At 57.6% G+C, this 26,994-nt stretch carries 26 protein-coding genes and 4 pseudogenes; 16 read left to right on the top strand and 14 right to left on the bottom strand.

All coding sequences use genetic code 11. The features are described from left to right. Nucleotides 1–105: 105 nt before the first annotated feature. Nucleotides 106–1,422 carry an alpha-glucosidase/alpha-galactosidase gene (locus ACS4RS_RS30105; RefSeq protein ID WP_439011923.1) on the bottom strand — a complete coding sequence of 439 codons (1,317 nt, stop codon included), beginning with the start codon at nucleotides 1,420–1,422 and terminating at the stop codon, nucleotides 106–108. A gap of 103 nt (nucleotides 1,423–1,525) precedes the next feature. Between ACS4RS_RS30105 and ACS4RS_RS30100 the strand changes: the two genes are divergently transcribed. Continuing rightward, the gene (locus ACS4RS_RS30100) at nucleotides 1,526–2,377 is read left to right on the top strand and encodes a helix-turn-helix domain-containing protein (RefSeq protein WP_003592138.1); all 852 of its coding nucleotides are present in this window, start codon (nucleotides 1,526–1,528) and stop codon (nucleotides 2,375–2,377) included. A 52-nt stretch (nucleotides 2,378–2,429) separates the two neighbouring features. On the opposite strand, the gene ACS4RS_RS30095 is transcribed toward ACS4RS_RS30100, so the two are convergent. Then, nucleotides 2,430–4,283 (bottom strand): glycoside hydrolase family 15 protein, encoded by a 1,854-nt coding sequence (locus tag ACS4RS_RS30095; protein ID WP_439011922.1) that lies wholly within the window; start codon nucleotides 4,281–4,283, stop codon nucleotides 2,430–2,432. A 90-nt stretch (nucleotides 4,284–4,373) separates the two neighbouring features. Here ACS4RS_RS30095 and ACS4RS_RS30090 point away from each other — a divergent pair. Next, nucleotides 4,374–4,637 (top strand): annotated as a pseudogene (locus tag ACS4RS_RS30090) (NADP oxidoreductase coenzyme); the annotation flags it as partial. A gap of 610 nt (nucleotides 4,638–5,247) precedes the next feature. Here ACS4RS_RS30090 and ACS4RS_RS30085 read toward each other — a convergent pair. Both ACS4RS_RS30085 and ACS4RS_RS30080 read right to left on the bottom strand, forming a co-directional pair. Beyond that, a complete protein-coding gene (locus ACS4RS_RS30085) occupies nucleotides 5,248–7,215 on the bottom strand; it encodes an ATP-binding protein (RefSeq protein ID WP_449314131.1) in 1,968 nt (655 codons plus the stop codon). Between the two features lie 337 nt (nucleotides 7,216–7,552). Next, nucleotides 7,553–8,584, bottom strand: coding sequence for an extracellular catalytic domain type 1 short-chain-length polyhydroxyalkanoate depolymerase (locus ACS4RS_RS30080; RefSeq protein ID WP_439012576.1), 1,032 nt, complete (start codon nucleotides 8,582–8,584; stop codon nucleotides 7,553–7,555). Between the two features lie 239 nt (nucleotides 8,585–8,823). Between ACS4RS_RS30080 and ACS4RS_RS30075 the strand changes: the two are divergent. Next, a pseudogene (locus ACS4RS_RS30075) lies at nucleotides 8,824–8,978 on the top strand (ribosome small subunit-dependent GTPase A); the annotation flags it as partial. An 85-nt stretch (nucleotides 8,979–9,063) separates the two neighbouring features. Here ACS4RS_RS30075 and ACS4RS_RS30070 read toward each other — a convergent pair. Further along, entirely contained in the window at nucleotides 9,064–9,309 is a 246-nt protein-coding gene (locus ACS4RS_RS30070) for a hypothetical protein (RefSeq protein ID WP_037073610.1), read from the bottom strand. Nucleotides 9,310–9,582: 273 nt separating this feature from the next. On the opposite strand from ACS4RS_RS30070, the gene ACS4RS_RS30065 reads away from it, so the two are divergent. The 3 genes from ACS4RS_RS30065 to ACS4RS_RS30055 all read left to right on the top strand — a co-directional run bounded on the left by ACS4RS_RS30065 (nucleotide 9,583) and on the right by ACS4RS_RS30055 (nucleotide 10,762). Then, the gene (locus ACS4RS_RS30065) at nucleotides 9,583–9,954 is read left to right on the top strand and encodes a hypothetical protein (protein WP_439011918.1); all 372 of its coding nucleotides are present in this window, start codon (nucleotides 9,583–9,585) and stop codon (nucleotides 9,952–9,954) included. A gap of 375 nt (nucleotides 9,955–10,329) precedes the next feature. Continuing rightward, nucleotides 10,330–10,575, top strand: a complete 246-nt coding sequence (locus ACS4RS_RS30060; protein ID WP_244429871.1) for a hypothetical protein — start codon at nucleotides 10,330–10,332, stop codon at nucleotides 10,573–10,575. 1 nt (nucleotide 10,576) lies between these two features. Further along, the gene (locus ACS4RS_RS30055; RefSeq protein WP_012555736.1) at nucleotides 10,577–10,762 is read left to right on the top strand and encodes a helix-turn-helix domain-containing protein; all 186 of its coding nucleotides are present in this window, start codon (nucleotides 10,577–10,579) and stop codon (nucleotides 10,760–10,762) included. Between the two features lie 307 nt (nucleotides 10,763–11,069). On the opposite strand, the gene ACS4RS_RS30050 is transcribed toward ACS4RS_RS30055, so the two are convergent. Together ACS4RS_RS30050 and ACS4RS_RS30045 are read right to left on the bottom strand one after the other, a co-directional pair. After that, complete coding sequence (locus ACS4RS_RS30050; RefSeq protein WP_003592126.1) at nucleotides 11,070–11,327, bottom strand: GlsB/YeaQ/YmgE family stress response membrane protein; 258 nt, start codon at nucleotides 11,325–11,327, stop codon at nucleotides 11,070–11,072. A gap of 220 nt (nucleotides 11,328–11,547) precedes the next feature. Beyond that, nucleotides 11,548–11,784, bottom strand: a complete 237-nt coding sequence (locus tag ACS4RS_RS30045; protein ID WP_003592124.1) for a DUF6894 family protein — start codon at nucleotides 11,782–11,784, stop codon at nucleotides 11,548–11,550. Nucleotides 11,785–13,276: 1,492 nt separating this feature from the next. Here ACS4RS_RS30045 and ACS4RS_RS30040 point away from each other — a divergent pair. Both ACS4RS_RS30040 and ACS4RS_RS30035 read left to right on the top strand, forming a co-directional pair. Further along, a complete protein-coding gene (locus ACS4RS_RS30040; protein WP_439011916.1) occupies nucleotides 13,277–13,582 on the top strand; it encodes a hypothetical protein in 306 nt (101 codons plus the stop codon). A gap of 169 nt (nucleotides 13,583–13,751) precedes the next feature. Beyond that, complete coding sequence (locus tag ACS4RS_RS30035) at nucleotides 13,752–14,300, top strand: 3'-5' exonuclease (RefSeq protein WP_003592123.1); 549 nt, start codon at nucleotides 13,752–13,754, stop codon at nucleotides 14,298–14,300. Between the two features lie 66 nt (nucleotides 14,301–14,366). Here the strand turns inward: ACS4RS_RS30035 and ACS4RS_RS30030 are convergent, their stop codons facing one another. Continuing rightward, nucleotides 14,367–14,747 (bottom strand): response regulator, encoded by a 381-nt coding sequence (locus tag ACS4RS_RS30030; protein ID WP_439011915.1) that lies wholly within the window; start codon nucleotides 14,745–14,747, stop codon nucleotides 14,367–14,369. A gap of 221 nt (nucleotides 14,748–14,968) precedes the next feature. Here ACS4RS_RS30030 and ACS4RS_RS30025 point away from each other — a divergent pair. Then, nucleotides 14,969–15,288, top strand: a pseudogene (locus ACS4RS_RS30025) (cytochrome P460 family protein); the annotation flags it as partial. 506 nt (nucleotides 15,289–15,794) lie between these two features. Here ACS4RS_RS30025 and ACS4RS_RS30020 read toward each other — a convergent pair. The 3 genes from ACS4RS_RS30020 to ACS4RS_RS30010 all read right to left on the bottom strand — a co-directional run bounded on the left by ACS4RS_RS30020 (nucleotide 15,795) and on the right by ACS4RS_RS30010 (nucleotide 17,384). Then, nucleotides 15,795–15,989 carry a hypothetical protein gene (locus tag ACS4RS_RS30020; protein ID WP_246714201.1) on the bottom strand — a complete coding sequence of 65 codons (195 nt, stop codon included), beginning with the start codon at nucleotides 15,987–15,989 and terminating at the stop codon, nucleotides 15,795–15,797. An 11-nt stretch (nucleotides 15,990–16,000) separates the two neighbouring features. Next, nucleotides 16,001–16,342 (bottom strand): hypothetical protein, encoded by a 342-nt coding sequence (locus ACS4RS_RS30015; RefSeq protein WP_439011913.1) that lies wholly within the window; start codon nucleotides 16,340–16,342, stop codon nucleotides 16,001–16,003. Between the two features lie 655 nt (nucleotides 16,343–16,997). Next, entirely contained in the window at nucleotides 16,998–17,384 is a 387-nt protein-coding gene (locus ACS4RS_RS30010; protein ID WP_003592115.1) for a DUF983 domain-containing protein, read from the bottom strand. Between the two features lie 422 nt (nucleotides 17,385–17,806). Between ACS4RS_RS30010 and ACS4RS_RS30005 the strand changes: the two are divergent. The 3 genes and pseudogenes from ACS4RS_RS30005 to ACS4RS_RS29995 all read left to right on the top strand — a co-directional run. After that, nucleotides 17,807–18,502, top strand: a pseudogene (locus ACS4RS_RS30005) (efflux RND transporter periplasmic adaptor subunit); the annotation flags it as partial. A gap of 652 nt (nucleotides 18,503–19,154) precedes the next feature. Further along, a complete protein-coding gene (locus ACS4RS_RS30000; protein ID WP_439011912.1) occupies nucleotides 19,155–19,472 on the top strand; it encodes a PepSY domain-containing protein in 318 nt (105 codons plus the stop codon). A 38-nt stretch (nucleotides 19,473–19,510) separates the two neighbouring features. Then, on the top strand, nucleotides 19,511–20,125 hold the full coding sequence (locus ACS4RS_RS29995; RefSeq protein ID WP_179612522.1) for a general stress protein: 615 nt from the start codon (nucleotides 19,511–19,513) through the stop codon (nucleotides 20,123–20,125). Between the two features lie 144 nt (nucleotides 20,126–20,269). Here ACS4RS_RS29995 and ACS4RS_RS29990 read toward each other — a convergent pair whose 3' ends face one another. The 3 genes from ACS4RS_RS29990 to ACS4RS_RS29980 form a co-directional block, all read right to left on the bottom strand. Further along, nucleotides 20,270–21,766, bottom strand: coding sequence for a phospholipase D-like domain-containing protein (locus tag ACS4RS_RS29990; protein WP_179612523.1), 1,497 nt, complete (start codon nucleotides 21,764–21,766; stop codon nucleotides 20,270–20,272). Continuing rightward, nucleotides 21,714–22,235, bottom strand: a complete 522-nt coding sequence (locus ACS4RS_RS29985; protein ID WP_439011911.1) for a BA14K family protein — start codon at nucleotides 22,233–22,235, stop codon at nucleotides 21,714–21,716. Before ACS4RS_RS29985 ends, ACS4RS_RS29990 begins: the two co-directional genes overlap by 53 nt. 186 nt (nucleotides 22,236–22,421) lie before the next feature. Then, entirely contained in the window at nucleotides 22,422–22,820 is a 399-nt protein-coding gene (locus ACS4RS_RS29980; RefSeq protein ID WP_439011910.1) for a DUF1236 domain-containing protein, read from the bottom strand. A gap of 659 nt (nucleotides 22,821–23,479) precedes the next feature. Between ACS4RS_RS29980 and ACS4RS_RS29975 the strand changes: the two genes are divergently transcribed. The 4 genes from ACS4RS_RS29975 to ACS4RS_RS29960 all read left to right on the top strand — a co-directional run bounded on the left by ACS4RS_RS29975 (nucleotide 23,480) and on the right by ACS4RS_RS29960 (nucleotide 26,913). Then, entirely contained in the window at nucleotides 23,480–23,713 is a 234-nt protein-coding gene (locus ACS4RS_RS29975) for a hypothetical protein (RefSeq protein WP_003592105.1), read from the top strand. A 265-nt stretch (nucleotides 23,714–23,978) separates the two neighbouring features. After that, the gene (locus tag ACS4RS_RS29970) at nucleotides 23,979–25,154 is read left to right on the top strand and encodes an alcohol dehydrogenase catalytic domain-containing protein (RefSeq protein ID WP_439011909.1); all 1,176 of its coding nucleotides are present in this window, start codon (nucleotides 23,979–23,981) and stop codon (nucleotides 25,152–25,154) included. A 13-nt stretch (nucleotides 25,155–25,167) separates the two neighbouring features. Next, a complete protein-coding gene (locus tag ACS4RS_RS29965; RefSeq protein ID WP_439011908.1) occupies nucleotides 25,168–25,752 on the top strand; it encodes a hypothetical protein in 585 nt (194 codons plus the stop codon). A 75-nt stretch (nucleotides 25,753–25,827) separates the two neighbouring features. Continuing rightward, nucleotides 25,828–26,913 carry a hypothetical protein gene (locus ACS4RS_RS29960; protein WP_439012575.1) on the top strand — a complete coding sequence of 362 codons (1,086 nt, stop codon included), beginning with the start codon at nucleotides 25,828–25,830 and terminating at the stop codon, nucleotides 26,911–26,913. Nucleotides 26,914–26,994: the final 81 nt, after the last annotated feature.

Raw genomic sequence — 26,994 nt, 5'->3', positions numbered from 1 at the left:
GTCAATCATTAATCTGATTTTTGCTGATCGAATTCAGTCTGAGTGTCCAAAAGGAACGGCGCCTCTCGAAAGAAGCGCCGCGTCCCCAATACGTTGCAGAGTGTGTCAGTGGTAGTTCGGCAGCAGATCGCCATGTGCCTCGATGAGGTCATCGACCATATGCCAGATTTTATCAGGCGAAAGTTCCGCCGAGGTGTGCGGATCGAGCAGCGCGGCCTGATAGATGCGGTCACGCTTGCCTGTCAGCGCCGCTTCGACAGTGAGCTCCTGCACGGAAATGCTCAGCCGCATGACGGCGGCCAATTGAGAAGGGATCCTACCGATCCGCGTCGGTTGGACGCCATTGCGATCGACATGGCATGGAACTTCGACAATGCATTCTGGCGGAAGATTTTCAATCAGGCCGTTGTTCGGCACATTTCCATAAATCAGCGCCGGCTTCCCGGTCACCGCAGCATGAATAATGCCTGAAGCATATTCATTGCTGCGGCAGACTTCGATCGGTCTTCCCCCTTCGAGGTCCTGCCGCAGGACATGCCATTGTGAGATCTGCAGCTCGCAACGGCGAATATATTCGTCGAGTGGAATGTTGAGCTGGTCTACCAATTCCGGTTGGTGGTTCTTGATGTACCATGACGTATATTCCGCAAAATGCTCGCTGGATTCGGTCACGAAATGACCGAGCCTTTTCAGGGCATCAAAGCGGACACGGTCATCTGCGGGAACCTTGCCCTCCGCGGCCAGCGCCTTCAGCTTGGGATAAAGGTCTTCGCGGCTGCCATCGCCATGGAGCTTTTCATATTTAAGGAAGAAAGCGATATGGTTGATGCCGGCTGAGAGGTAATTGATATTGTCGATTTTCTCGCCGAGGCACCTGGCAAGGTGATCTGCCGTATGTTGAACACTGTGGCAGAGACCGACGGTGCGAATGCTCGGGGCGATTTCCTTGATCGCCCAGCAATTAATCGCCATCGGGTTTACATACTGCATTAGCAATGCATTCGGGCACACCTCTTCCATGTCGCCGCAGATGCTTTCGAGGACTGGGATCGTCCTGAGACCGCGGAAGATGCCGCCGATGCCAAGCGTATCCGCAATGGTCTGGCGCAAGCCGTAGTTCTTCGCCACGTTGAAATCCGTGACCGTTGCCGGTTTATAGCCGCCAACCTGCATCATCAGGATCACGAAATCGGCACCTTTCAGCGCCTCCCGGCGGTTGAGCGTTGCCTCGATCCGAACCGTGTCGAGCTTCAGCGACGCGCATATGCGCCGCGCGACGATCTCGGATGTTTTGAGGCGCTCTGGATCGATGTCAAAAAGGCCGATGATGTAGTCATGGTCTGAGGGCGTGGACAGCACATCTCCCAGAATGTTCTGGGCGAAGACGGTACTCCCAGCCCCGATAAGGCAAATTTTCGGCATGTGGTTCTCCAGCGTTGATTGCCGATGCCTGATTGCCTCTTCTCACCGAGAATTTCTTCCTGTTATATCGAAAAAAATTCTGGAATCGAAGCGGAGCACCGCATTGGACAACAACCTGGACGTCAGCCAAGGCGAGTGGTTAGGGTCACCCCGTGCCTTCACTGTCGAGCGACACGTCGCGGACACGATGGCCTCCGCCCACTGGCACGACCACATAGAGGTCAATTTGTTGCTGGAAGGGTCGATGACCTATCTTTTCAACGGAAAGCAAGAGTTCGTGGAGGCGGGTCACCTCGTCCTCTTCTGGGCAGCGATCCCCCATCAGACAATCTTCGTCACTCCAGAGTCACCGCTGATCTGCATCTACCTGCCTCTCGTGGATTTCCTGGCCTTACCCATCGACGCGGCTTCGAGGCAAGCCGTGCTGCAAGGCGCATTCATCAGCGAAGTGGAAACTTTCAGCTCCACCTCTGCCGCGCGTGAGCGTTGGGTCGATGATTGGTTGAAAGGCGATAACGCGCGCCGACAACTCGTCAAGGACGAGACATCAATCGTTGTGCGGCGATTGATGCTTGACCACGTCAGAAAAAGGGCCGCTCCTCCCCCCGTTCCAAAATTATCAGGTCCAGAGGTAAAGTACGCGCAGGTTCTAACGGAGCTCATCAGCAGACAGTATAGCGAAGAGCTGACGCTTCCCTCGATTGCCAGGCACGCGCATGTTCATCCGACCACCGCCAATCGGGCGTTCCGCTCCGTGCTCGGCATCTCGGTTATGGAGTACCTCGGTCGCTATCGACTGGCGCGAGCCATGCAACGATTGGCTGAAACAGACGATCCAATCTTGAATATCATGAATGATTGCGGGTTCGGATCGACCGCACGGTTTTACGACGCCTTCAAAAAACAGACGGGAATGACGCCGAGACAGTACCGCATTTCCGCCCGGCCCTTATAGACCCCACGTAGGTGGTTGTGCACAACTCTGCCCGTCTAGCGGCCCGCCGAAATTAAGGTCGCCATTCCTGAGCCTTTTTCCCGTCCAACTCGCGATCGAGATAGTAGGCTGCACTTATCAGCGCCATGTGCGTGAAGGCCTGTGGGAAGTTTCCCGACAGGCTTGCGCGAGTGTCGAACTCCTCTGCGTAAAGGCCGAGATGGTTGGCATAAGTCAGTACGGCCTCAAAAACGCGTCGGGCTTTCGCAATATCGCCAGCCCGCGCCAGACATTCCGCGTACCAGAAAGAACAGGCCGAGAATGCGCCCTCCTGACCGTGTAATCCATCGTCGCTCCTATAACGATAGACAAGGCCGTCATCTACGAGAGCCATCCCGATTGCCTCGAGAGTAGAGAGCCATCGGGGGTCAGTTGCGCTGACGAACCTGACCAGCGGCATTAACAGCAAGGAGGCGTCGAGGCTCTTCCCGCCCCTTGTCTGCACGAAATGCCCGGTCTGTTCATCCCAGAAGTTTGCCCAGATGTCCTCGTAGATCAGGTTTCGGACATCGATCCATCGACTGAACGGCGCCGCGAGTGATCGTTTGTTTGCAAGCCTGATCGCCCTGTCGACTGCGACCCAGCACATCAAGCGCGAATGCAGGAAATGCTGAGGCTCGCGGCGCATTTCCCAAATCCCAGCATCTGACTCTTCCCAGTGATCACAGACATAATTGATGACGTCACGCACGCCGTTCCAGCCATCGTGAGAGATGGCATGGCCATATTTGTTGCTGAGATAGACCGCGTCCATGAGCTCGCCGTAGATATCGAGCTGGATTTGTTCCACCGCGTCGTTTCCGATGCGGACCGGGCGGGCACCGCCGTAGCCAGCGAAGTGTTCAAGGGCGACTTCGTCGGGCACCCTTCGTCCGTCGACCGTATACATGATGTCGAGCTTTCCGCTGCCCTGGCACTTCGTGGCGCGCTTGCCGATCCATGTGGTAAATGCCTGGGCTTCCTGCTGATAGCCAAGGCGCATGAGAGCATAAACTGTAAAAGATGCGTCCCTGATCCATGTCGCGCGGTAATCCCAATTGCGCGCGCCGCCTGGCGTTTCCGGCAGGCCAAACGTTCCCGCCGCGATGACGGAACCATGCCGACGGGATGTCATGAGCTTGAGTGTCAACGCAGACCGCGTCACCATTTCGCGCCAACGACCTTGGTACGATGACTGCGCCGCCCAATCTTGCCAGTATTCGATCGTCGCTTTCTCAAATTCGTGAATATCCGGAAGCTCGATCGGCTCTTCATCAATTCCCGCGAGGAGGAAATCAGCGGTTTCGCCAGCTGCGAGGCGAGCGGTCGCACGAGCGCCGTCGGTGTCGCCGGCAAGGGGTATGTTCGACGTCAATCGGATTCCATGTGCATTGACTGGCTGCCACACCGCCTGGTTCGCCGTCACATGCGCAGTCACGGTTTCCCGGGCGTAATCAAAGCGCGGGGCGCAGCGCATGATGAAGCTTGCCTCACCACGGGTCACCCTCAGCCTTCTGGCTACCGTTGTCGGAATATCCGCCCTGCCTTCTTTGACGACCATGAAGTCAATCAGCTCAGCGCTTACGTGATCGCCCATCCAGCGTGTGAGAAGTACGTTCGTGTCCGGCAGATATTGCTGGACCACCCGCGCATCGGGGATATCGGGGGCTAGTTCAAAGGCGCCCCCGCGCTCTGGATCGAGAAGCCCTGCGAAAATCGTCGGGCTATCGAAGTTCGGCCAGCACATGAAGTCAATTGCACCGTCCTTGGCGACGAGGGCAAGCGTGGCGAGATCGCCAATTATTCCATGGTCTGCGATAGGGCGAGGAATTGCGCTGCCTATAGTCGAGATCCCGGCTTCAGGACTGGCTTTTGTCCGAAAATTCATGTCAACTCCGTCTAACCGTGTAACGTCGAAGATCAATCTGCCACAGAAACGTCAGATGGCATGTGTCTCGAGGGGTGGAACGTCTGTTGCTCGAGCGCAGTTGTAGCACAGGCCTTCTCTGACGGACGCCTTTGTTTAGGGCTTCAACCATCTGGCCGCTGCCGTCCTGCCCAAGACCTGGCCGTTAACGGTGGCAGGAAAGTCTTGTTCCTGGCGAGCGACGATGGCGGCGCCGCGGCGGAGATTGGGGCGCTTGCGGAAAATCTCGGTTTCGGGCCCATAGAACTTGGCTGGCTTTCCGAAGGTGGACTGCTTGTGCGGGCGCGCGGAAAGAGTTGGGGTCAACTGATCTTCACGATGGGGTCAGTTTCGACTGATAATTCGGGATCGCAATCGCGACGATCCGCCTCTTGCACCAAAATACGTCGCACGAACTCGGACACCGTCGGGTTAGGGAAACGAAGAGGGATTAGGCAAATTAACGCTGATCACGATGGAACCAAAGCGGCGAAACGTTTGGTTCGGAACCGTACAAGGAACTGCAGCCTCGGACAGTGGTTAGGCTCTTCGGATCGTTGGATAGCGTATGCCCTGCACTGTTCGCGATCTACCCTTTCCAAGGGTACGGGCCGCGCGGAGGTCAATGGTCCACTCCTTCTCCACGCCTCTGCGCGGCCCATTTGGGGTCACCTGCCCACATTCAGCGCTAAACAGCCGGCGGGGAAGAGGCTACGATTGCTTCCTGCTTCAAACGCCGCAAACGTCGTGAACGAAGTCGAGTTGGCTCTGCGTCAGCTGGTCTATGACCATATCACTATGACGATAGGCGCCGAGTGTGAGAAAGAGGCGATTCGGGGCGACGCCCGCGAAGTATAACGACCGTTTCGTTTCGTCCCGGCGGAACTGTTTCCGGGTACAGCGTCGCACCGATGACACCTAGCAGGTGTCAGGATCAAGTTCGCCGTTAGGTATGAGCATGACGTTCCCGACTGGCATTTGCGAACGTGCTGACAAGTTCGCTGAGCGTGAACGGCTTTCCGACGAGCTGAAAGTCGATCTTCTGCCCGTCTTCGATCTTGTCGCTGTAGCCTGTCATCAGCACGATCTGCAGGGACGGCCGGATCCGCCGCGCAATCTCAGCAAGTTCGATCCCGGACATGCCGGGCATCATCACGTCGCTCAGCAGGCCATCGATGTCGGTGCGTGTCCGAAGAAGCACCAGCGCGTCCTGCGCGTTGCTCGCGGTGATCACTTCCTCAACTTCCCCTTCCACCGAAAGCTTGGCGGACTCCAGAGACGCCGGTGTGTCGTCGACGACAAGCAGCCGCCGTGGCATCGTACCTGCCTCCGCAGGGTAGCTATGGCCTTCCAGATCGCGAGCGCGCGGCAGGTAGATGGTGACCGAAGTGCCGACTCCGTTGACGCTCGATATGATAAGCCGCCCCCCGCTTCTCTCCGCGAAGCGCGATGCTTGCGTCAGCCCAAGGCCCGCGCCCAAGCCGGCCTTGGTAGAGAAAAGCGGCTCCACCGCCCGAGCCGCCACTGCAGGCTCCATTCCCTTTCCAGTGTCTACGACTGTCAGCGCGACATACTGGCCCTTTGGGAGTGCAGCCTCGCGCGCCCCGTCAAGCACGTTTCTCGCCTGCAGCGTGATGCGGCCCGTCCCAGTTATGGCGTCGCGCGCGTTCGATACGATATTGATCAGCGCGATCTCCAGCGACTTTCGCTCGATCTTCGAGGTCCAGAGATCTGAATCCACGGCGAGCTCAAAGGTTATGAGGTCGTTGACGGCCTGCCTCAGCAGGGGCTTGACGTCCTGAAGCGCGCGCACGAGGTCAGCCACTTCGGCAGCCTTATTGGACTTGCTTGAAAAGGACATCAGCCTCTGGGTCAGTTCCCTGCCTCGCGCGACGCCATCAGCCATCGATTCAAGTACCTTGTCGCGGCGGGCGACGTCGTCTGGCACGCGCTGTATGGCGCTGGTGCCCGCCTGGAATACCATGAGCAGATTGTTAAAATCATGCGCGACCTGGCCGGTCAGCTTGCCAAGCGCATCCATTCGCTGGGCGTTTGCAACCGTATTCTCCTGCTCCCTCAGGCTTGTGCGCTCCCGCTGAAAGAGATGGTAGGCAAAGCCGGCACAGCAGACTGTCGCAAGAATGGTGGCCCAGAGCAGCCCGGTTGTCATCTCAGATAATGTGCTAAACTGGGAAAGCGGCATTCCGACGGTGACCCGCCACGGATAATCGCCGATGGCCATGGAATGGGTTCGGAGAAGAGTGCCGGCCACGGACGTTTCGTGTCCATCCGAAGTGTCATTGGATCGCAGGCCGTAGGCGGCTTCGGGCAGTCCAACCGACTTTGCACCATCTGACGACGCTGCGATGAGCCCGGCACCGTCGGTAACCCACGCGATCTGGCCCTCCTTCAGGCCTACTTTGGAGAGAACTGCCGATAGCGCGCCGGGCCGGACCACGGCGGTTAGTGCAAGAGAAGCCTTGCCATTGCGGGTGATAGGAACCCTCACTGGAAATCCGAAATTCCCAACCGGGCCTTTAACGAGATTGCCAACAACAGGCTCCCCCGTCAGCTTCAACCGACGAAGGCTGCTCTTTTCTGCAACAGTCTTCGCGTCGCGCGCGGGTACTGTGGCGATAATAGATCCGTCGAGGTCGGTTATGCGAAGAAGTGACCAATTAGGAACCCGTATTTGAAGGCGCCTGGCGATTTCAGCAAACGCGCCGACGTCGATCGGGCCGTCGAGGCGAGGAGACTCAGAAAGGATTGCCAGCAGCTGGATGTTCGTAGCCAGCTCCCTTTCCAGGGCGACGGCAAGCGCAGTCGCCTTACCCGAGACCTCCTGATCGAATGAAGCCTTCTGCTGCTCTAGAAGATATTGTCCGAAAAAGCCGCCTAGCAGAACGACGGGCATAGTCGCCGCTAGCGCTAAAAGAACGACTGATCTAATTCGTGCCATGGAAATCCGACGAGGTGGACATTGCGCGGAAACGTAGGGCTTTCAAGTAAAGCGTCGAGGGGCGACATTTATTCGCTAAGACTCACGCTCGCCCCGTACTGACATCAAAATCAGATCTCAGGGACTGGTGCCTGATCGACTTAAAACTCCTGCACGTCATACGCGCTGCATCCCGACAGCTTGCACTCCCCCCGCACAACGGACTCTCATGCCCGACGTTTATGGCATTCGCCGCGTCAAGGGGGATGCTGCAGCAATTTGGCGAATACCTGCGAGCTGGGACTCGAAGGCATCATTCAGGGGCCTGGCCAGGTCGCTTCTTCAACCCCCATGTCCGCAGCAGCGTCAGCGGCCCGGAAATGCTCGCATCGAGTATATAGGGATCGAACCGCGCTGTTTGACCCTCCTTCGCTGAACGGCGAACCGGCAATCCGTGCCCGAAACCTTTCAACGAATAAAACGAGACCTGGACCTTATTTTTAGATTTCCAGTGGGTGAGCTCACCCCATGGCTTTAACGTCGTTTGGCCGGCATCCTCGTTGATACCACCGACCGTGAGCCATTGAGCGACGGACGCCCGCGCGTTTGACGAGTTTACCACCCTGTCATCAGTTCCATGCCAGATCGAAATTGGCGGCCACGCTTTTTGGTCGGGCGAGACGTTGCGAACGAGATCACCCCATTCACTGGGCGAGCGCGACACACCGGATTTCATTGCACGCAGGGCCGACATCGCATCCCTGGCGGCTCCCAGTGGCATGCCCGCGAAAATCGCGGCTCCCGCGAAAAGTCCGGGATATGTAGCAACCAAGGCAGAGGTAAGCGCGCCTCCTCCCGACAATCCCGCGAGGTAGATCCGGGAACGGTCAATCCGATGCCGGTCGCAAGTGAATTCGATCATCTGGCGCACCGACATCAACTCGCCCCGATCCCGGGCAATCGCGCTCGGACGAAACCAATTGAAGCATCGCTGCGGGTTGTTTCCTTCGCTCTGTTGCGGATAGAGGAGGACAAATCCGCATTGGCGCGCGAGTGCGGAGAACCCGCTCGCGGCATCGAAGCCTTCGGGTGTCTGCCGACATCCGTGCAATATCACCACCAGAGGCAGCTTGGCGGCCATCCGACTTGGCGCGTAGAGCTTCATGAAGAGCCGTCCCGGATTGCTGCCGAAACCCTTAACTTCAATTAGTCCAATTTTTGCAGAAGGGCGCCGCGCTTTCTTGGGTCCTATTGACGGCTGAAGCAGATTTTTCTCCAGGATCCGGCGCAGTCTCTTTTGCGATTTAAGGATTTGCGACAAGGATTTCGGGAACTTGAATTTCATCGATACGCCCTTTTCAAAGACGTCCTCGACGCGTTCCCCCGGCATGCTCCGCCATCGACAGACGGGTGTTTTCTATCCGATATCGCCGCCCGATCCTACCTACAATTGACGCATCAACCCGTGCGCTGGATCTATGAGTTCAACAGCAAATCAGGCAAAGACACCGCGCTTTAAGAGAATGACTATGAAAATCAACGGGGTATTTCGACAATTATACCGATGCGAGCTTCGCAGTCAGCGCGTTTGAACCCGCCGCCATGGCGGCGGTCACAAGCGGTGCCTTCGGCGCTGATCGCTTGGAACGCTGGTGGAACCTGCTTGGCGAAAACCGCGACCGAACACGTGTCGTGAGCGGACGCGCGGCAACAAGATCGTTCGCATGAAGAAATATTGAAGTGTCGGAAATCTGCGACGGTGCTCATCGGCCCCAACAACGATCCACCATTTGTATTGGCTGGTCTGCCGGATAACGTCAGCGCTCAGTGGTTGTATTTGCGATCAAGAAGACTCTGCAAGCGGCCACTCGCGCTTGTGAGCGATATGTCATTGAACAACCGCGATATGAGGCGCGGTCGCAATCCTTGCCTCTCATCGATCAGGAGGAATGACATCCTTTTTATCTCTATCGTGATCACGCCTGCATTGTCATGGCGACGATAATTTCCGGAATCCATTGCTTGGAATCCATTCTCAACCGCCCAGGCGGCTATCATATCCGCGTTCATCAAGGTCCTGCTTTAGGAGATAAGGACGTGCCATCTCTAGCTGTCCCGCTCGCGAAAATCGCTTTGCCCTCGCACGGATACCGTAACTGTAACGCTCTAATCCAGCCGAATCCGTCCAGAATCAAAGTTCCTGCTTAGGTGTTGCGAGAAAGACTCGAAGCAATCGCGGTAAACGGTTCAATTCGGCGCAAGCCAGCGTTTCGCATTCTCGATGGATCGAACGCCCGACACACGATTTCGGCAATGCGATCGCTCCCGCAGTCGAAGCAATCTATGAGCCGGACGCAAACTATTATCGCGATCATAGCGACAGCAAGGATCAAGACCCAGGGCGGCGGCCTGCCGGCAATGACGGCGGAGGACGCCGCAGGTGCAGGCGGGCAAGCCCTCTACGGCTCCTTGCTACGCCTCTACTGCTTGGCCGACGTCTCGACGGGTCTGCACGACAATGCCTGTCATGTCCTTGGCGGCGCTTTCAACCTGCCGCATGCCGAAACATTGCTGCAGTGCTGCCCTTTGCCGCCGCCCTACAACGCTCGATCCGCGCTGGACGCCATGCCTGCCTTGCGCGGGCGCTCAGAGTGCCGGACGCCGCAAGCTGCCTGCAGAATCTCGGCAGCCGCTTGGCGCGCCTTCCTCGCTTGAAGCGCTCGGCATTCCTCACACTGGCATCGAGATTGCCGTCGAGCTTCTTCAACCCATACTGCAATCCGCGCGCCCGCTTGAACGCGAAGCAACTGCCAAACATGGATCGTTCATCACGGCGTATTCCGATCATCGTGGCCCACTGAAACACAAAGGGCGCTCGACCCGTCGCGGGGGAGCGCCCTCCCAACCCGGACGACTGCGCACGTTCGACAGAGGGGATCGTGGCGGCACGGTCATCAATACGGGGTGTGAACCCTAGATGATGAGAATCGCCGATTGCTTCAAGAGGCCGATCTACGCGTGCAGCGAAGGGCAGCCATGCGTTGTGAATCCAGGCGCGGATCACCATATTTTGGGAACCACTCACATGAGATGAACATCATGGTTTCAAGGATCAAACGAACCTTGACCGTCGGCCAGCGCGCGGCCGCGGTCGAGCGCACGAACACAATCGCGCAAGAGGCAACAGACGAAGAACGCTGCCGCCGCGAGGAGAAGACCGAACGGCTGCGCAGACTTAGGCTAGCAGCGGCCGGGGCGACGCCGCAGAAGCAATCAGAGGCTGCGTCGAGAGAGAAATCCTCGTTCAACAATGCAATCTCAAACACCGGAGAATGAAATGGATCACGTATCGAAGAATTTCGAGCCGGCAAATGCCCTGCGGAAGGGACGAGTTGCCAAGGGATACAGCATGGAAGAGCTGGCGATCACCACTGGCCTGACGACCGCCGAGATCGCCGCGGCTGAGCGCGGTGACGACGTTCCGGCGCATCACCTCGAGCGGATCGAGCAAGCGCTGAAGTAGCCTGGCTGATGACGTCGGCATTCAAGGTGACAGGCATCTTCTCAGAGACTACAGCAGTCTTCAGTGGCGACGGCGCTCGTCGAACTGACCACTTGCTCGCATTTGTTGCCAGCCGCGAGGTAGCGCGCGATGCGGTCCTCATGAAGAAGAAGGAGCAAATCCGAATGTGCCGTAAGAGATACGACCAAGGGGGAAGCTTTGGTGGATGGAGGCTATTCCCCTCCATCACCGAGGTTTCGCTATGAGTGAAGATCGTGGTGAGAGACCGCCGAACTCAACCGTACCGGCCTCGAAAGCGGAGCGGCCGTCAGGTCGTCCGCCTCACCATTCGCGCAAGCGCGATCAGAATACATGCGCCGATAAAGCCGGCGATCAGATAGCCGACCCATCCTCCGAGCGCGACGCCGAAAAGCGACAGGATAAAATTGGCAATGATCGCGCCGACAATGCCTAGGAGAATGTTCATGACGACGCCCATGTTGCTCTTCATGAACATCTCGGCAAGCCAACCTGCAATGCCTCCGATAATGATTGCTGCAATCCAGCCGATACCTGCGTCTTCCATAAAGACTTCCCCCTAAAGGATTGGGTTCGAGACATCCGGCCAGCCGGAATCACTTAATAAACCATAAGCAGCGGTAATTTGTTCCGATGCGCTTCTGCCACGGCGTCGCCGCCTCTGGAGTTTCGTTCGGCAGTGGCAGCCAAGAGTGGGAATGGATTGGTGTAGCTGAGATCTGTTGCGCGTCCTCGCGTCGCAAGACGGACTGGGCCTGAGTGCGCACTCAGCCGTTCGGGATAACCGAGGTGAAAGGGATTATCGCCAGAAGCGTGCCATCCTCGGATGCGATTTCGAAAGAGTCACCATCGATAGACTGCCTAGTCATGATCGCTTCAGCAAGTATCTCGCGCGCGGCCTCTAAGGCATCCTCGTATGCTTCTTCAAGACTGGCAAACTCAGCGCCTTCCTCGTCCAATTCTAGCCTTTCGCCCCTCCTTACATTGAAGTGGAATTTCAGCATCGCCTGCCCTCCGAGAGCTAGCTAAACGGAGTTTTGCTTCCGCAGTTCCACTCCGTCGAGGCAAAAGGTTGCCGCGAAAGGGGCTCATCGCGGCCTTAGACCTAAGCGGCAACTGATCCGCCGACAGTAATAGCGCGTCCAGGCGTGCCGGCCCCTCGTCTGCACCTCTCTTCCCGGGGAGCGTCGCCTTTCGCGAGACCCAGTATCTGGTTGCTCTGAACCAAGTGCAGCGGAGTTGCCTTTCGCTGAAATCTAAGGGTGAAGTCAGTCCCTTCCGGTCGATTTCAGCAGTTTGGATGATTTCCCAGTCGAGAAAGTCAGGATGAAACCGGAGCTTGGAAAAAGGCCCTTGTCCATAGGTGCACCCCGCTACTTGCAGGCGGAGGCACATGAGCACCTTCAGCCGCCGGCGCCCACGTTCTCGGTTGCTGACGATACCTCTAGCTAACGCTTCTCCTGCGAGAAATCCAATCCTCTTGGTCAGGCTACCGGCAGTTAAAAAAGGCCCACCGAAGAGGGGCAGTTGGGGGAAATATGAGAGTTGAAGCGCATCTTGCAGCAGGAACTAAAATGGCTCTGGTATGGAAGGCCGATCGATCCAAGTCCTGACCGGCTAAGGTCCCACGGGTTCCGCACCATGCTGGAATCATTATAAAGAGCCGCACCAAGGATTCCTCGTCCTTCTCTCCATGTCGAAATGACTGGATAATCCGGCTCGCCAACTCCTCACGCTCGGCGTCTCTTTTGCGCGGTTTGAAACGGAGCCATCGTCGCCCTCTTTCCGCGAGGTAATTATTAAAGATCAGCGGCCGCCCAACGCACAGGAGAAGTAAATGCCGAGGGTCTAGCAGATCGTTGAGCGGCGAACAGAGTAATATAAGAAACTGCATGGTGACCGGCTGCTTGGTACGAAACCGCAGCCTTCCGCCTAAGCATTTGGAGTAAATATAATTTCAGGGGTCGCTAATTACTCAACGGCGTTTCGGCGTGGAACACGTTACGCGGGCGCTACGGATCGGGTCGCGCTGGAGATCTGCGAGCCCATTTCAGGCGTATCCGGCCCAAGCGGCGGGCTGTCTCCGTGCCTAAGAGTTCTTTTCGAAGAAAGAGGGCCTCCATGGCGAAGGACCCTGTCCCCAGCTCTGCAAAGCCTCCTCCGAGGTCCGTCGACAAACACATGGAGAACGGCGAACCCTTAAACGAACCTAGACGACCGCCGCGCTCTCTGCCGATCAACGGGGTAATAGTCGCGAATTCGGTGGCTGATCCGATGACAGGACGTCGCGGAGCACAAGATCGCGTCTCGGCCCCGGTGACGTCAAATCGAGAGTGAATACGGCTGAGCGACAGGCTGACGATCGCCTGTTGCCGCGACCATCCTCGGACAATAAGGACGAGCGCCGGACTTCGACCAGCGACGCCGCTTCTGGCGACGCAGACGAGGAAGCCCAGCGCGCTCCTCGGCCTGTGATTTCCGAATAGGAGCATCCAGATGACAAAGATAGCGACAGGTCTCAACGACGCTCCCAAGGACACCACGATAGGCCAACCCGGTCCCAGCCTTCCGGACGATTCCGACCAACCCATCGAAGCAACTGAAGAGGAAGCGCTGCAAATTCGGGCAAAGCTCGAGCGAATGGCCGACGAAAATGCGAAGGCTGACGCTGACGACTTTATAAAGCAGATCACCCGTCCGAAGCACGGCACCGGGTGGTGCCAGGGACGTTTTCCTCGATCAGCGTATTCGCTTACGATCTCAACGAACACGGCGATCCGATTCGGACGTGGGAAACCGTAGTCGGCGAGACGGAAGCGGAAGCAATCGCAGATGCGAAAGACGCCGCTACCCATCATGCAGGTGTCCTCGGCGTCCGGCGAGACGGAAGGCCCTCGGTCGGAGAGGAAGGCGATCCTGAAATCATCTTCCGGTTAGGGAAGACCGGCGACTTCGACTAGAGATAGCAAAGATGATTGTATTTCTGGACTTCGAAGCCTCGTCGCTCGGCAAGCACAGCTACCCGGTCGAAATTGCCTGGGTGTTCGAAGACGGCCGGTCACGTTCGCTACTGATACGGCCGGCCGCAAATTGGACGGACTGGTCGTCCGATGCGGAAAGGATCCACGGCATTTCTCGCGAACAACTGGCTCGCCAAGGCGTCTCAGTCGCTTTCGTCGTAAAAGAAATGATGATGGCGCTTTCCGGTCATGACCTTTACGCAAGCTCCCCCTCTTGGGATGGAAAGTGGCTGAGCGTTCTACTCCGAGCCGGCGGCATACCTCGCCATGCGCTTCGCGTTCGGAAGTCGGACGATCTTTTCATCGAGGTTGCTAAAGCCATCTTCGAAGAAGCGGGTATGGCTGACACCGACGTTCCCGCCCTCGTCGACGACGTCATCGCCCAATCTGAGCCTGCAACGTCCGCTCACCGCGCCCTCCCGGACTCGCTGCTGGAACTTGAGCGATTTCGGCTTGTGCGCGAAGCTGCCAAAATGCGGGTAAGCCCACAAGGAAAATGATTGGTGCCGCCTCGTCATCGTGAGCAGGCGACAGATCGCTCGCGGCCGCTTTGCCCTGTGCCTTCGTCAGCTAGCCATTTTACGGGTTTCGGCCGCAGTCATCTCTCTGACCATCGCCGAGATGACATTCATTCCATAGGGCTTGGGCATGAAGACCGTATCAGAGGGCAGTTCCTCGGGTCGAACGATGCTGCCGCCTGAAGTGATGATCACAGGTACTTTCATGTCGGAGGACGATATCATGCGCGCGAGATCGAGGCCGCTCAGTCCGCCCGGCATGTCGACGTCTGTGATGACAGCGTCGATTTTCCTTCGACCAAGCACTGCAACAGCTTCGAGGACATTTCCTGCTTCGATGACGTCGTATCCCTCGTCGGCAAGAGTGTCTGCAAGCACGATGCGGATCAAAAGCTCGTCTTCGACGATAAGTACGGTACGCTTGTACATGGCCGTCTCCGTTCTGGTTACGAGTTGAACTCGCGTGCCCAGATTTAGATCGCCCCTCGGTGGGAGTATTTACTGACATCTTTAATAAAATACCAACAATTCGGCGATGTGCTGTCGATGGAGTCAGTCCTTTGAATATCTTTTGAGCAACGACGCACCCGGTTCGGCCATCGTCGAAATGGTTCCGATGCTTGGTACCAAACAGAAGGCGTTCAAAGTACATCGCGGCGAAGGCATTTCGCGACGGGACGCGACCTTTCCCCGATGGGTCCGTGATCGCCCGCCTGGCGTACGTCTACAAGTCGTCTCCCCAAACCGACGCGGTGTTCCCGGCGCCACAGTCCTTTGTGGCGGGCGACCCTACGAACGTGCAGATCAGCGTGAAGGACTCGAAGGCCTATGCTGACGCGGCGGCTGGGGATACGGACAGTTCGAGAACGGCATCGCAAGCCAAGCGAACTTCTGTTAAATTCCTGCTTTGCCTGTCATTCCAAGTTGGAACCAATCAGCGGATTTCGTGTTTAGCCACTATTCCCCGTAAACCTACAAAACTCGACCACTCGCTTCCCCTAATGCGTCCTGGCCCAAAATTCGAAGAAGCGGGCTTTGCTGACTTAGACGTTGCAGCGATCGTCGGCGACTTTGTCGCCCCATCCGAACCTGCTACGCCCCCTCATTGCCCCCGATGCTCCCCTGGATGTTGAGCGATTACGGCTCATGCGGGAGCAGCGCATGTTTTCTACAGCCGAGACGGGCTTGCGCCTGGGTCGACCCTCGAAAACTCGATTAAGCATCTCGGCGGCGGGACGTTGGTATTTCCCGCCCGCCGATCGGCAACATATTGGAGCGCTTCTACAAGGTCGAGGTCTAGGACCGGCTTCTGAATGACACCCAACGCGCCCGGTACACCGCCTCTGATCGCCCCGGGATCACTCGTCATGAATAGCACCGAAACGTTTGCGTCCACCAGCGTTCGGCCGATGATCGGTCCAGTCGGTCCGTCCTCGAGATTTACATCGACGAACGCAAGATCGGCATCGCTGGAATTCAGGAGCGCCTGATCACCTTCGGAACTGGGTGGAGATCGAAGGGCAGTTCCGGCGCAGGGATCGATCTGGGCGGGGCACCTTCGAACGAGTAATTATCGGGCGCCTTGGTGGCGTTGGCCTCGTTCAGGTCGAATGATCGCTTCTTTGCAGGCCAGCCCCCGGTCTGCTTTCCGATCAGGTCGCCGCTACTCATTGGGGGCTCGCTCATTGTGCTGTGAAGAAGGTTAGAAGGACTTTGCCCTTTTCGCCGAGCAGGCACACGAAGCGATCGGGCGTTCCGGTCTTCTCCTTGCGGGCTATGTACGCCTCGCCAAGCACCACCATCTTCACGGGCACGTCGCCAACCTTGGTGTCCGCCTTGGTAACCGCCAGGCTTTCCATATCCATGACGAGATCGGTAATATCGGGTGATCGTTCCTGAAGGGCAAGAAGTCCTGTCGATTTGCAGGCGTCGACAGCGGGATCGGCCGGCGCCTGCGCGGGCGCGCTTCCTGCGGCAATCGAAAACGCAAGCACAGCAACTGATGTCATCAGTATGGTCTTCATCGGGTCCCCCAAAACAGCAATCCCCGCGCGATCGCCGGGCTTCCTAGTCAGATCAGGTTTTATCGACGACCGTCCTGACGGCGTCCTTGGCGTCGCCTTTGCCACTTGGGACTTGCCCTTGGCTTCCTGGAGCTGCCCTTTGCCTGCACTTGGTGGTTGCCTACTGCTTTGCCAACGGCTGTCGCGCTTGCCCGGCGACTTCGTTGGCCTTGCCCTTGAACTGGTCGGACGCGCTTCCCATGATCGATCTCTCGGTTCGGTTCAGTCGGGGAGAAAGGCATGGAGGCGCATTTCGTTCCACCGCCGAGGCCCTGATTGGCTTGGCCGGAAGATTGTCTGGGGCAAGCGCTGGGGCACTTACCCCGGTCAAACTGGCATCCCTAGCCGCCCCTTCTGCTAGGGCAAAGTCCTCATCGTCCGTACCCGAGGCTATGCCGGACGCGCCTATGACTTCCCCGTTCACCTCAATTGGCAGACCCCTGATCCTTTGGGGGAAATGCCCTTAGCCTTGAACAGGTGACCCGTTTCCGCTGCCCGTCATGGGCATCAAGCAGGAGTAAATTCCTGCAGGTCAAATACAGAGCCACACGTCGGACGGCCGCGACACTCGTGCAGGTGTTGCCGACGTCCTTGACAGCTACGTTGGCAACGCCTCCTACCCTCGCCATTCCCTATCAATCTTTCCTTCCTCCGCCTTGTGAAAATACTGGGAACAAACCAACCAGCCTTTCAAAGGCCTCAGCAACGCAACGCATGCCAAAACCGACAGCGGCAACGTCAACACGATATGCACCCAAAGCGGGGTATCGAAGGTGAGTTGGAGCCACAAGGCAAATGCGAGCGCAGGCACGGCGACAATGCTCATCGCAAAAAATGCTGGTCCGTCAGCGGGGTCCGCGAATGAATAGTCCAGGCCACAAACTTCACAGGCCGGGGCCAGGGTCAGCAGGCCATTGAAGAGATGGCCCCGCTGACAACGCGGGCAGAGCCCCCTGATCCCAGTGAGCGCGGGTGTCGTCGTCTCGTTGTACTGGCTTGTCATCTTCGAACCTTCATGCGGCGGTGTTTCTCGAACCCGCTTCCGATCTAGGCGGCGATGCCAGAGCGAACTCATCACGAGGCGTCGGGTTCCCGTCGGTCATCTCGTCCGCGGCCTTCGATCTGCCGAGCGATCATCAGAGCGGGCCGACGAACGGTTCACCCGCCTACGTGTAAGTCGTCCTTGTGTAATTCCGTCGCTAGGACCTAAGTCCCGGCTTCCGAACCAAATTAACTTCCCGCTGTTTCCTTCGCAATACGAAGGAGGACTGTCATGACTTTTGAGCCGGAAAGCCTCGCCCACGATCGGCTTGCGAGCGTGCAGGCGGCAGTGTCCACGGAACCAGAACTGGAAAGCTCGTCAATCTCTGTGAGAATGGTGCTTGTCCTTGGAGCCGTTTCCTCCTTCACACGCTGATATTTTGCATGAACGTTTTTCTGAAATTCATTGGTCGCATCATAGTCACTCTTGCCGTAGTCGTCGCCGCGGTTTTCGTCGGCCGCGGTCTTTGGGGCCACTACATGGACGAACCCTGGACGCGCGATGCGCGACTGCGCGCAGATGTCGTCGGCCTGGCGCCCGATGTCTCCGGCCTTGTCAGCGAGGTGCTCGTCAGAGATAATCAGGCGGTGAAGAAGGGCGATATCCTCTTCCGCGTCGATCGCGCACGTTTCTCGATCGCGCTCGCACAATCCGAAGCGGCACTCGAAGGCAGCAAGGCCGCACTCGATCAGGCACACCGTGAGCGCGAGCGCCAAGAGCGCCTTGGCGAAGCCGCCTCGCTGCAGCAAAAGGAACAAGCTCATACGGCCGAACAGCAGGCCGAGGCCGCCTTTCGTCAGGCGACCGCCAACCGCGACCTCGCTTCAATCAACCTTGAACGCTCGGAGATCAAAGCGACGGTCAATGGAACGGTCTCCAATCTCAGCTTGCGTCCGGGCGATTATGTCAGCGCCGGAACCGCCAAGATCGCGCTGATCGATACGGATTCGCTCCGCGTCGAAGGTTATTTTGAAGAGACCAAGCTGCAGCGCATCCACCCCGGCGACAAGGTATCCATCCACCTGATGGGCCAGGCGAAAAGCCTTGACGGCCATGTCGCAAGCATCGCTACCGGCATCGCCCGCGTTCGAGGCCCTTGCTAGTCCATCTTTGAACAGTTGATCCCCGTGGCCTGATCACTGATCAATTCCCATACGAAGGAGGTTTGCCTCAAACTGCCCTTCTGAACCGCACCAATTCGGTGTGATCAACCCGCAATGGCTGTTCTGAACGCGATCACAGCTAATGCCTTGTGAGCAGTCTGGACGGCGGACCGTAACTGCGCCATCGATCCTACAAGGGCTCGCGGGAAGGCCAAGACAAAGCCGACGTTTTGCAGCTCGACGAGCGAAATGAGCGCGAGGCCGACGTTCCCGTCTGCTTGGTCGGAAACACACGAAATTCCGACGCAGTATGCCGCCGACTAAGTTTGGCTGTTTGGCAACTGGCATTTGACGGTTAGGCAAGTCCCGGGGTGTTTTGACGGAACACTATCTGTAGGTCACTGAGAAGGACCTCCCTGGGTGCCACGAAAGATGACAGTCCTTTTTGGTTCTGCGTAGCCCCCCGACGGCCCCTCCGCGATCAACATGCCATGCGCCGGCGAAATGGCTAACTTCTTGAAATTCATCGCACTCAGACCAAAGTCCGGGACCCCTTATCTGGTGGAACCTAGAGAGCTGCATTGAGTTCCCTCCCTGTCATCATCTCAAGAAATCAGGAGGAACCTCAATGAATAGGTTAATTTTCGCGACCTTCACTGCCGCGCTTGCTGCCTCATCCGCACTTGCCCAGACCGCCCCCAAGCCGGCGACGGATCCGAAAACACCGGCGGTTGCGACGCCGGCGGAGAAAAACCCGACTGCCCCGGTCGAGGGAGCTAACAGCTTTACCGAAAGCCAGGCCAAGTCGCGGATCGAAGACGCCGGCTATTCCGACGTTAAGGGGCTTAAGCTCAATGACAAGGGCATCTGGCAGGCCAGCGCCAAGAAGGGTGCGAGGTCCGTCATGGTCGGTTTGGACTACCAGGGCAACATCGTCGCGAAGTAGCCAGCGCACCGCTTAGAGAAACTTGAAGGAGACTTCCCATGAGAACCGTAACAGGACTTTTCGACTCTTATGCCGATGCCGAGAGCGCTGTCTCAGAGCTTCGATCCCTCGGCATTGATCACGACGAGATCAGTATCGTTTCCAACAACAGCGATAGCCGCCACAAAATCGATGCCGACGGTAATGATGTCGCAGAAGATGCTGGTAAAGGCGCAGGAATCGGCGCCGTGCTCGGCGGCACCGGCGGCCTCCTCACCGGCCTTGGCATCATGGCCATTCCGGGCGTCGGCCCTGTGGTCGCCGCAGGCTGGCTGGCAGCGACCTTAGCTGGTGCTGCAACCGGCGCGGTCGTCGGGGGCGCTGCTGGCGGTCTAATCGGTGCCCTGACGGATGCCGGCGTCGATGAGAGAGACGCTCATGTTTACGCTGAAGGAGTTCGTCGCGGCGGTACCTTGGTCACGGCTCGCGTTCCCGATACGCTAATCGGTGCGGCAGAGGACATCCTGGCAAAGTCGCCCCGTGTCGATATTGCCGCTCGCCGCAACGCTTATTCAGAAGGCGGCTGGAAATCGTTCGATCCTACGCTTGATCCCTATACGCCGGCGGAAGTCGAGCAAGAACGTCGTCGTTATGACCGCAGCACCGGTATCTGAGGAACACCTTGAGCGTCGCCACGCTACCGGGACTAAACAACCCGCCGATACGTCGGCGGGTTTCCGGCTCGATCGCCTTTTTCACGTTACGACAGGACGCTTTTGTTGAGCTGGGGCGGCGCGAACCCCACCTTCAAGGTAAACCTAACGCGATCTCAATCTGGACTTTCTTTTTAACGGGGTTGTCAGGAACCCACGGAATAGCCCTCGCCGTTCCATCGGCTCCATCACCGCCTCAGGACCTTCGGGGTCGAGGATCTCGTTATCCGCCAGCCATTCCTCCAGGTCCGATATCGCCGGGGTGTCATAGGGGACCAGGGTTGGCCTGTTTCCGGATCGATCCCCGTTGGGCGTATGTCTTAATTCCTCGATGGCTGCAATAACTGACTTCGAGCGTCTAATTGTCTGAGCCACTTCATCCGGATCAACGCCGAGGTGTTCCGCCAAGAGAATATTGCGTAGGTCGACCAGTCGGCTCGATAGTCGTTTGGTTTGCCCGGCCTCAAAGGCAACGTCACATTCGTTATCAAACCGCATCGATCGGTTGTTGAAGTTTGATGATCCGACGCGTAACGCTTTATCATCTACGATCATCAACTTTGAATGGACGTAAACCGGCACACCATCGGTTGTTATCGGATGATAAATTCGAAATCGCTTATGGCGATCGTGCGGGCGCAGAGCTTCCCTCAGGCGCGCTCGTGCTGTGTCCATTGCAAGCTCGCCCAGCCAGTTGTCTGCTTTAACCGGGTTGATGAGAATAACTTCCGGACCGTCGTTTTCCTCGAGACGTTTGGCAAGAGCCTGGGCGATAACCCGGGAGGCGAAATATTGACTCTCCGCGTAAATCAACCGCTCGGCTGACATTATCATATCTACATAGAGCCGCTCGATCTCCGCAACACCTGCCTGATCTCCATAGGCAGGCATTGTGCGAGAAATTGCGAGAGTGACGGGTCCGAACGAAATGGCGCCGTTGATGAACGGGGGCTCATGTGGGAAATCGACCGGTGCCAGCTGTTCACCGCCCGCAGATCGCCATCTTGAACGGCAGAGATCGCCAAGCGCTTCTGCGGCCGGCCCCGCGCAGAAACTCGAGACATCATGCCAAGGGCCATAAGACGTTCCATTGGGCCGCCTGCGAAGCGGATCGTCATCCAGGTGCTTACGCGTATCCCAGCGCCCTGCCGTGACGTCGATGCCGCCACAAAAAGCAATCGCATCGTCAATCACAAGGATCTTTTGGTGGTGCGAACTGCCGATCGGATGATTGCCGTCCAGAAGAACGGTTATTTGGCGATGGAGCTTCCATCGAAGGAGATAGGGAAGGTTCGACAGTTTCGCCCAGCTCGAGAGGAAACCGGGGTTCCAGAGGAGAAGCCGAATCTCAAGGTCCGGGTTTTTCTTGGTCAGCCACAGAAGAAAATCTCCGACATGGCTCGGTCCTTCATAATGGTCGCCTGGACGGCCGAGGGTAATCGACGCATCGAAATCCCATCCGACGAGGAAAATTGACTTTTGGGCCGACGCCATCGCCGTCCGGGCGGCGGCGAAGTAGTCGTCCGCGTCAATTATTATCGCGAACTCGTCAGCCCGCTCCGCCCGCCAGATATTGGAGGATGGTTGAAGCAGTTCCGACATTAATTTTCCTTAGTCCGTCTCGGTGCGCGGGACGCCGCGCAACTTTGAATGATGAAACCCAAATTGAGTCAAGGCTTTCGAACTGGCCTGATCTCGGGAAATACGACCTTCTCGCCTCGCCGACGCACTTCATATTTCTGAACGCCAACTGTAACCGGAAACGGAGAGCCTCTTGCGGCCAGTCCCAGGAATGCAGAGCCCTGACGTCGTCGCTTCGGATCCTTGATTGGAGAGGACGATAAGAAATAGTCTCAGCCGCGACGACCTTGTCCAACCGGCTAACGGTTACCATTCTCGCTTTGAGCCGATGCGATATCTGCATGCGAAGCAGAAAGCGTCTGTGGCGCGGACCTGCGTAGGGCTGATAACTGTTGTCCTCTTCTCTATCGGATGTATACCGGGCGGCGCACCAGGCAGTTGTGGCATGGTCTGCGGCGGCGGGTTCGTTAATGGGAGCATCGATCTTCACTGTGCGCCTATCCCAACGGGGTTGCCATGCGACATATGGCGACCTGCAGCTATGTGTTTCACCGCCGTAGGAGCGGTAGCTGTTGGTCGCAGGATCAATGAATGATAATGTTCAGCGCACCAATCTAGATGCGCTGTCGACATTGAGATGCAGGCGCGTCGAGCGCCGCGCCCGCAACTTACTGACTCACTTGATGACCTGGATTACCTTCCTGGAGGACGGCTCGACGATTACCCGCTCGTCGTTCACAACCGCATAGGCATAGGTCGGATCATCGGGGATGGGCCTCACGACAACTGTTTCGGGGAGTGGCTGACCAACCACCACCTTTTCCTTGACGACGACGCGGGTCGAGGGAGCGGGGGCATCCCGAACATAGGTTACTACCTTCTGTGGCGGCGGATCAATGGCCGTGCCGACGATTGCGCCCGCGACGCCGCCAACGGCAGCTCCGACCGGACCTCCGACGATTGCACCCGTAACAGCACCTCCGGCAGCACCGTTAACTGTTGAAGACTGGGCGAACGCTGAGCTTGACATGAGCGCTGCAGAAACAGCCGCGCCTGCGATAATCTTGCGAAGCATTTGAACCTCCATCTGAATACGCGCATTTGACCGCGGGCAATCAACGGCCAAACTCGCCGCGTGTTCCATAGGTAAGACCTTGGTCCGATACGCTGAGCGGTGGTCGCAGCCTGGCATCCGGCCAGTTAGACTTCGCTGTTACGGCGCGTTGAATATTGCGCTGCCAAGCGTTGAAATGACGGTGATGTTGCCCCGGGAGCAAGCCGGATCTATCCGATCAATGGTCGCGACTGCGACGGCAGGCTTGAACCGACTTGGGCGGTCCCAATTTCCCATCGCTAGCACTAGCGTCGGTCGAAGGGCTGCTTACTTCAACCAGCGAATGCCAAGACCACGGGATAGACGGAAGCTACGTTGCCACTGGATCGCGCCACGCTCATCGAGCCACATGCCGGGTTTTGTTATTGTTATCGAAAGTGTTGTATTCGTTGAAATCGCCTTGCAGTCGTGTCGAAATTGCCAAGGCCTCTTGAACGACGGTCAGGGACGCTGAACGCTGAATGCGTTTCGGCGACACTCGACCCCTATGACGCGGAGCCAACCAATATGGCAATGTCCCATCGTGCGATATCGTACCAAACAGGGGCACCGCGCTGTCGCCGCATTTGCGTCCAGGTCGGATCCATGTAGGCGGCTGTTCAGGCGCAAACGGAGCAATCATGAAGCCGATCGACCTCGCAGACCTCGAGCCTAGTGGGTACTATTGGGCGCTTCGAGATATATTCCTCTCGGATGGCGCCGACGAACTAGAGATCGTTCAGATCTCGACCGTATTCGGCGAAACCTATGAATACCTAAGCGTCGCAGTTCTGGGTTCCGATCAGCACTATTCACTAAAGGACTTTGTCTTTTTTGCAAAAATCGACGTACCCGCCTTCGCGCCTACGGCCTGAGCTCCCAAAAAAGGGTCCTTGAATATCTGACAGTCGGTCTATTTCGCCGCCCATAGATCGATCGTCGGGAGGTGCGTCTTTGTCCTAGTCCGATGCAAAGGTCTGGGCGCCGGCGACTTTCAGTTGCCATTTCGAAGCGTCGCTCGGAACCTTTGCTGCCGACGCCAGTTCGCTTGGTGATCGGTGAGTCGCTCACATACCCAACCCTTCCGCGTTCTGGCGCCGTCTCACTGGCAAAACCATCAAACGCAGATAGGAGAGACCCATGCGCGCTTTAGTCTGGCACGGCAAGGAAGACATCCGGTGCGACACAGTATCCGACCCCGAAATCGAGCATCCGCGCGATGCAATCATCAAGGTAACAAGCTGCGCGATTTGCGGATCCGACCTTCACCTGTTCCACAATTTTATCCCGGCGATGAAGTCGGGCGACATCATGGGGCACGAGATGATGGGCGAAGTGGTCGAGGTGGGCACTGAAACGAGCGGCAGTCTCAAGAAGGGCGACCGGATCGTCGTCCCATTCACAATCACTTGTGGTGAATGCGATCAATGCAAACGCGGCAATTTTTCCATCTGCGAACGAACGAACCGCAAGAAGGACCTAGCCGACAAGGCGTTCGGCCACGCCACGGCCGGGCTCTTCGGCTATACCCACCTCACCGGCGGCTACCCTGGCGGTCAGGCCGAGTATCTGAGGGTGCCGTTTGCTGACAAGACCCACATCAAGGTTCCCGAGAGTCTTACCGATGAGCAGGTGCTCTTCCTCGGCGACATTTTCCCGACAGGCTGGCAGGCCGCCGCCCAGTGCGACATCGAACCCACCGACACAGTGGTGGTTTGGGGCTGCGGCCCGGTTGGCCAGATGACGATCCGGAGTGCCGTGCTTCTGGGCGCCAGGCAGGTGCTGGCCATCGATCGCATTCCTGAGCGTCTCTCCATGGCTGAGGCTGGTGGCGCGATCACCATCAACTTCGAAGAGGAAAGCGTCGTCGAGCGTCTGAACGAGTTGACAGGCGGCAAGGGACCGGAAAAGTGCATCGATGCCGTCGGGCTGGAAAGCCATGTTTCGATGGGTCAGCCGGACACGCTACTGGACCGCGCCAAGCAGGTGGTGATGCTGGAGAACGATCGCCCGCATGTGCTGCGCGAGATGATTTATGTCTGCCGCCCGGGCGGCATCATTTCAATCCCCGGCGTCTACAGCGGCCTCGTCGACAAAATTCCAATGGGCATGGCAATGAACAAGGGCCTCTCCTTCCGAATGGGTCAAACCCATGTGAAGCGCTGGACAGCCGATTTATTGCGCCGAATCGAAGATGGCCAGATCGACCCGTCATTTGTCATTACCCATACCGTCGGGCTCGAACAGGGGCCGGAAATGTACAAGGTGTTCCGCGACAAGCAGGACAGCTGCATCAAAGTTGTGCTGAAACCTTAAAGGGAGGTTCGATATGTCTTTTCTCACAAATCTGGCCCGTTCGAACGGTGACCCGAAGGTTCTGCAGTCGGGCCCGAGCTCGCTCAGTTCCTCGGACCGACTGGCCCGCAATCTTGGCTGGTTTAGCATCGGGCTCGGGCTGGCCGAAATATTTGCGGCCAAAAAAATCACCCATGCTCTTGGTATGCGCGGCAAGGAAAATCTCGTGCGTACCTTTGGGATGCGGGAGATCACATCCGGCTTCATGACATTGTCGATTGACAGGCAAGCTGGGCTTACTGGCCGGGTCGCAGGAGATGCGCTGGATATTTTCACTTTGGCCAGCATTATGCGTCCTGACAATCACAAGCGAGAAAATGCGGCCCTAGCATTGGCGATGGTCGCCGGCATCACTCTTCTCGACATCATTGCCACTGGCGCGAACAGTGTCCGCCATACAAGCCGCCAAGGTCAGCGGCGCAGCTACGATGACCGCAGCGGATTTCCGAAAGGCGTCGAGACGGCTCGCGGTGCCGCGCGCAAGCAGTTGGCGGATCTACGACCGACGCCAACCGATGCGAGCGCCACGCTCAAAAAACCCGCTAGTGCGGGTGATTGAAGCAAATCGCCTTTGCAGGGATCGGCAGGCGCGTCCGGTTATCCCTGCTCCGAAAAACCATGAGAGACAGCAGCCATGACTGTCGAACAGATCGCCGGTGCCGGATTGATGGTGCTCTTCCTGGCAGACATTTTCCTCACCGTCCTTTACGCGCGCGCTGGTACGGGGTTGCTCGCGCCGCGCTGGAACCAGCTGGTCTGGGCATCAGTCCGTGGCGTGGCCGGTCTCTTCGGCCGCGGTCATTCTTCAGCCCTGTCGTTTGGGGGCCCGGTGATTGTCATCATGCTGATCGCTTTCTGGGCCCTGGGGCTGACGATTGGCGCCGCTCTCATCATCCGCCCTGAACTCGGCGCCGCCATCCGGCCAAGCAGCGGCGGCACGCCAACGGACTTCATGACGGCTCTTCTGGTGGCTGGCAACAGCCTCTCAATTGTGGGAGGCGGCGATTACTCGCCGCATACATCCACCACACGTATTCTCTTCCTCGCCAATTCGCTGATCGGAGCATCGGTGCTGTCGCTGATGCTCAGCTATCTTGTGCAGGTCTACTCTGCGCTGCGCGAGCGTAACGCACTGGCGCTCACTGTCGATCTGATGACCGGCTGCACGGGCGACGCGGCTCAAATGCTGGCAAGGCTCGGCCCTGATGGCGATTTCAGCAACGCCACCAGCGAACTGAGTAACCTTGCTCGTTTGCTTGCGATGACCAAGGAGGCGCACCATTTCTATCCGTTGCTGTTCTACTTCCGCTTCCGTGAGCCATTCTACTCGGTGTCGCGGTTCAGCTTCATCTTGCTGGACCTAACGACACTGATCGAAACGACACTCGATCGGCAGCAGCATAGCGCATTGGTGCGCTCAGCTCCCGTTGTGTCCCTGCAAAGCTGTGCCCGCTTACTGCTCGCGACGCTTCATCGAAATTTCCCGACAGTCGGTGAGAAACAAATGCAGTCGCGAACCGGCGATTTCGCGAGCAGTTGTGCCGCGGTCTTGGAGACATTGCGACGGGCCGGCATCAAGACGAATCCATACGCCCAGCGCTATGCCGATCAACGCGGCCAGTGGGAACCGCTGGTCCGCCGCGTCGGGCCGAAACTGGGCTACGACATGAACGAGATCGACTGCCGCCGAACTCGAGAGGAAGGAGCCACCTTAAAATGAGGAGGCGCTCTAATCACCTCGTCGCCGGGCCGTTGATTGCGAGATCCGGTGAACTACCCCCCGCGCGACGAGCAACTGCGA

Origin of the sequence: Rhizobium sp. F40D2 (genome assembly GCF_051810745.2) — a bacterium.
Lineage (GTDB): Bacteria > Pseudomonadota > Alphaproteobacteria > Rhizobiales > Rhizobiaceae > Rhizobium.
This window is presented reverse-complemented; position numbering and strand designations above follow the sequence as displayed.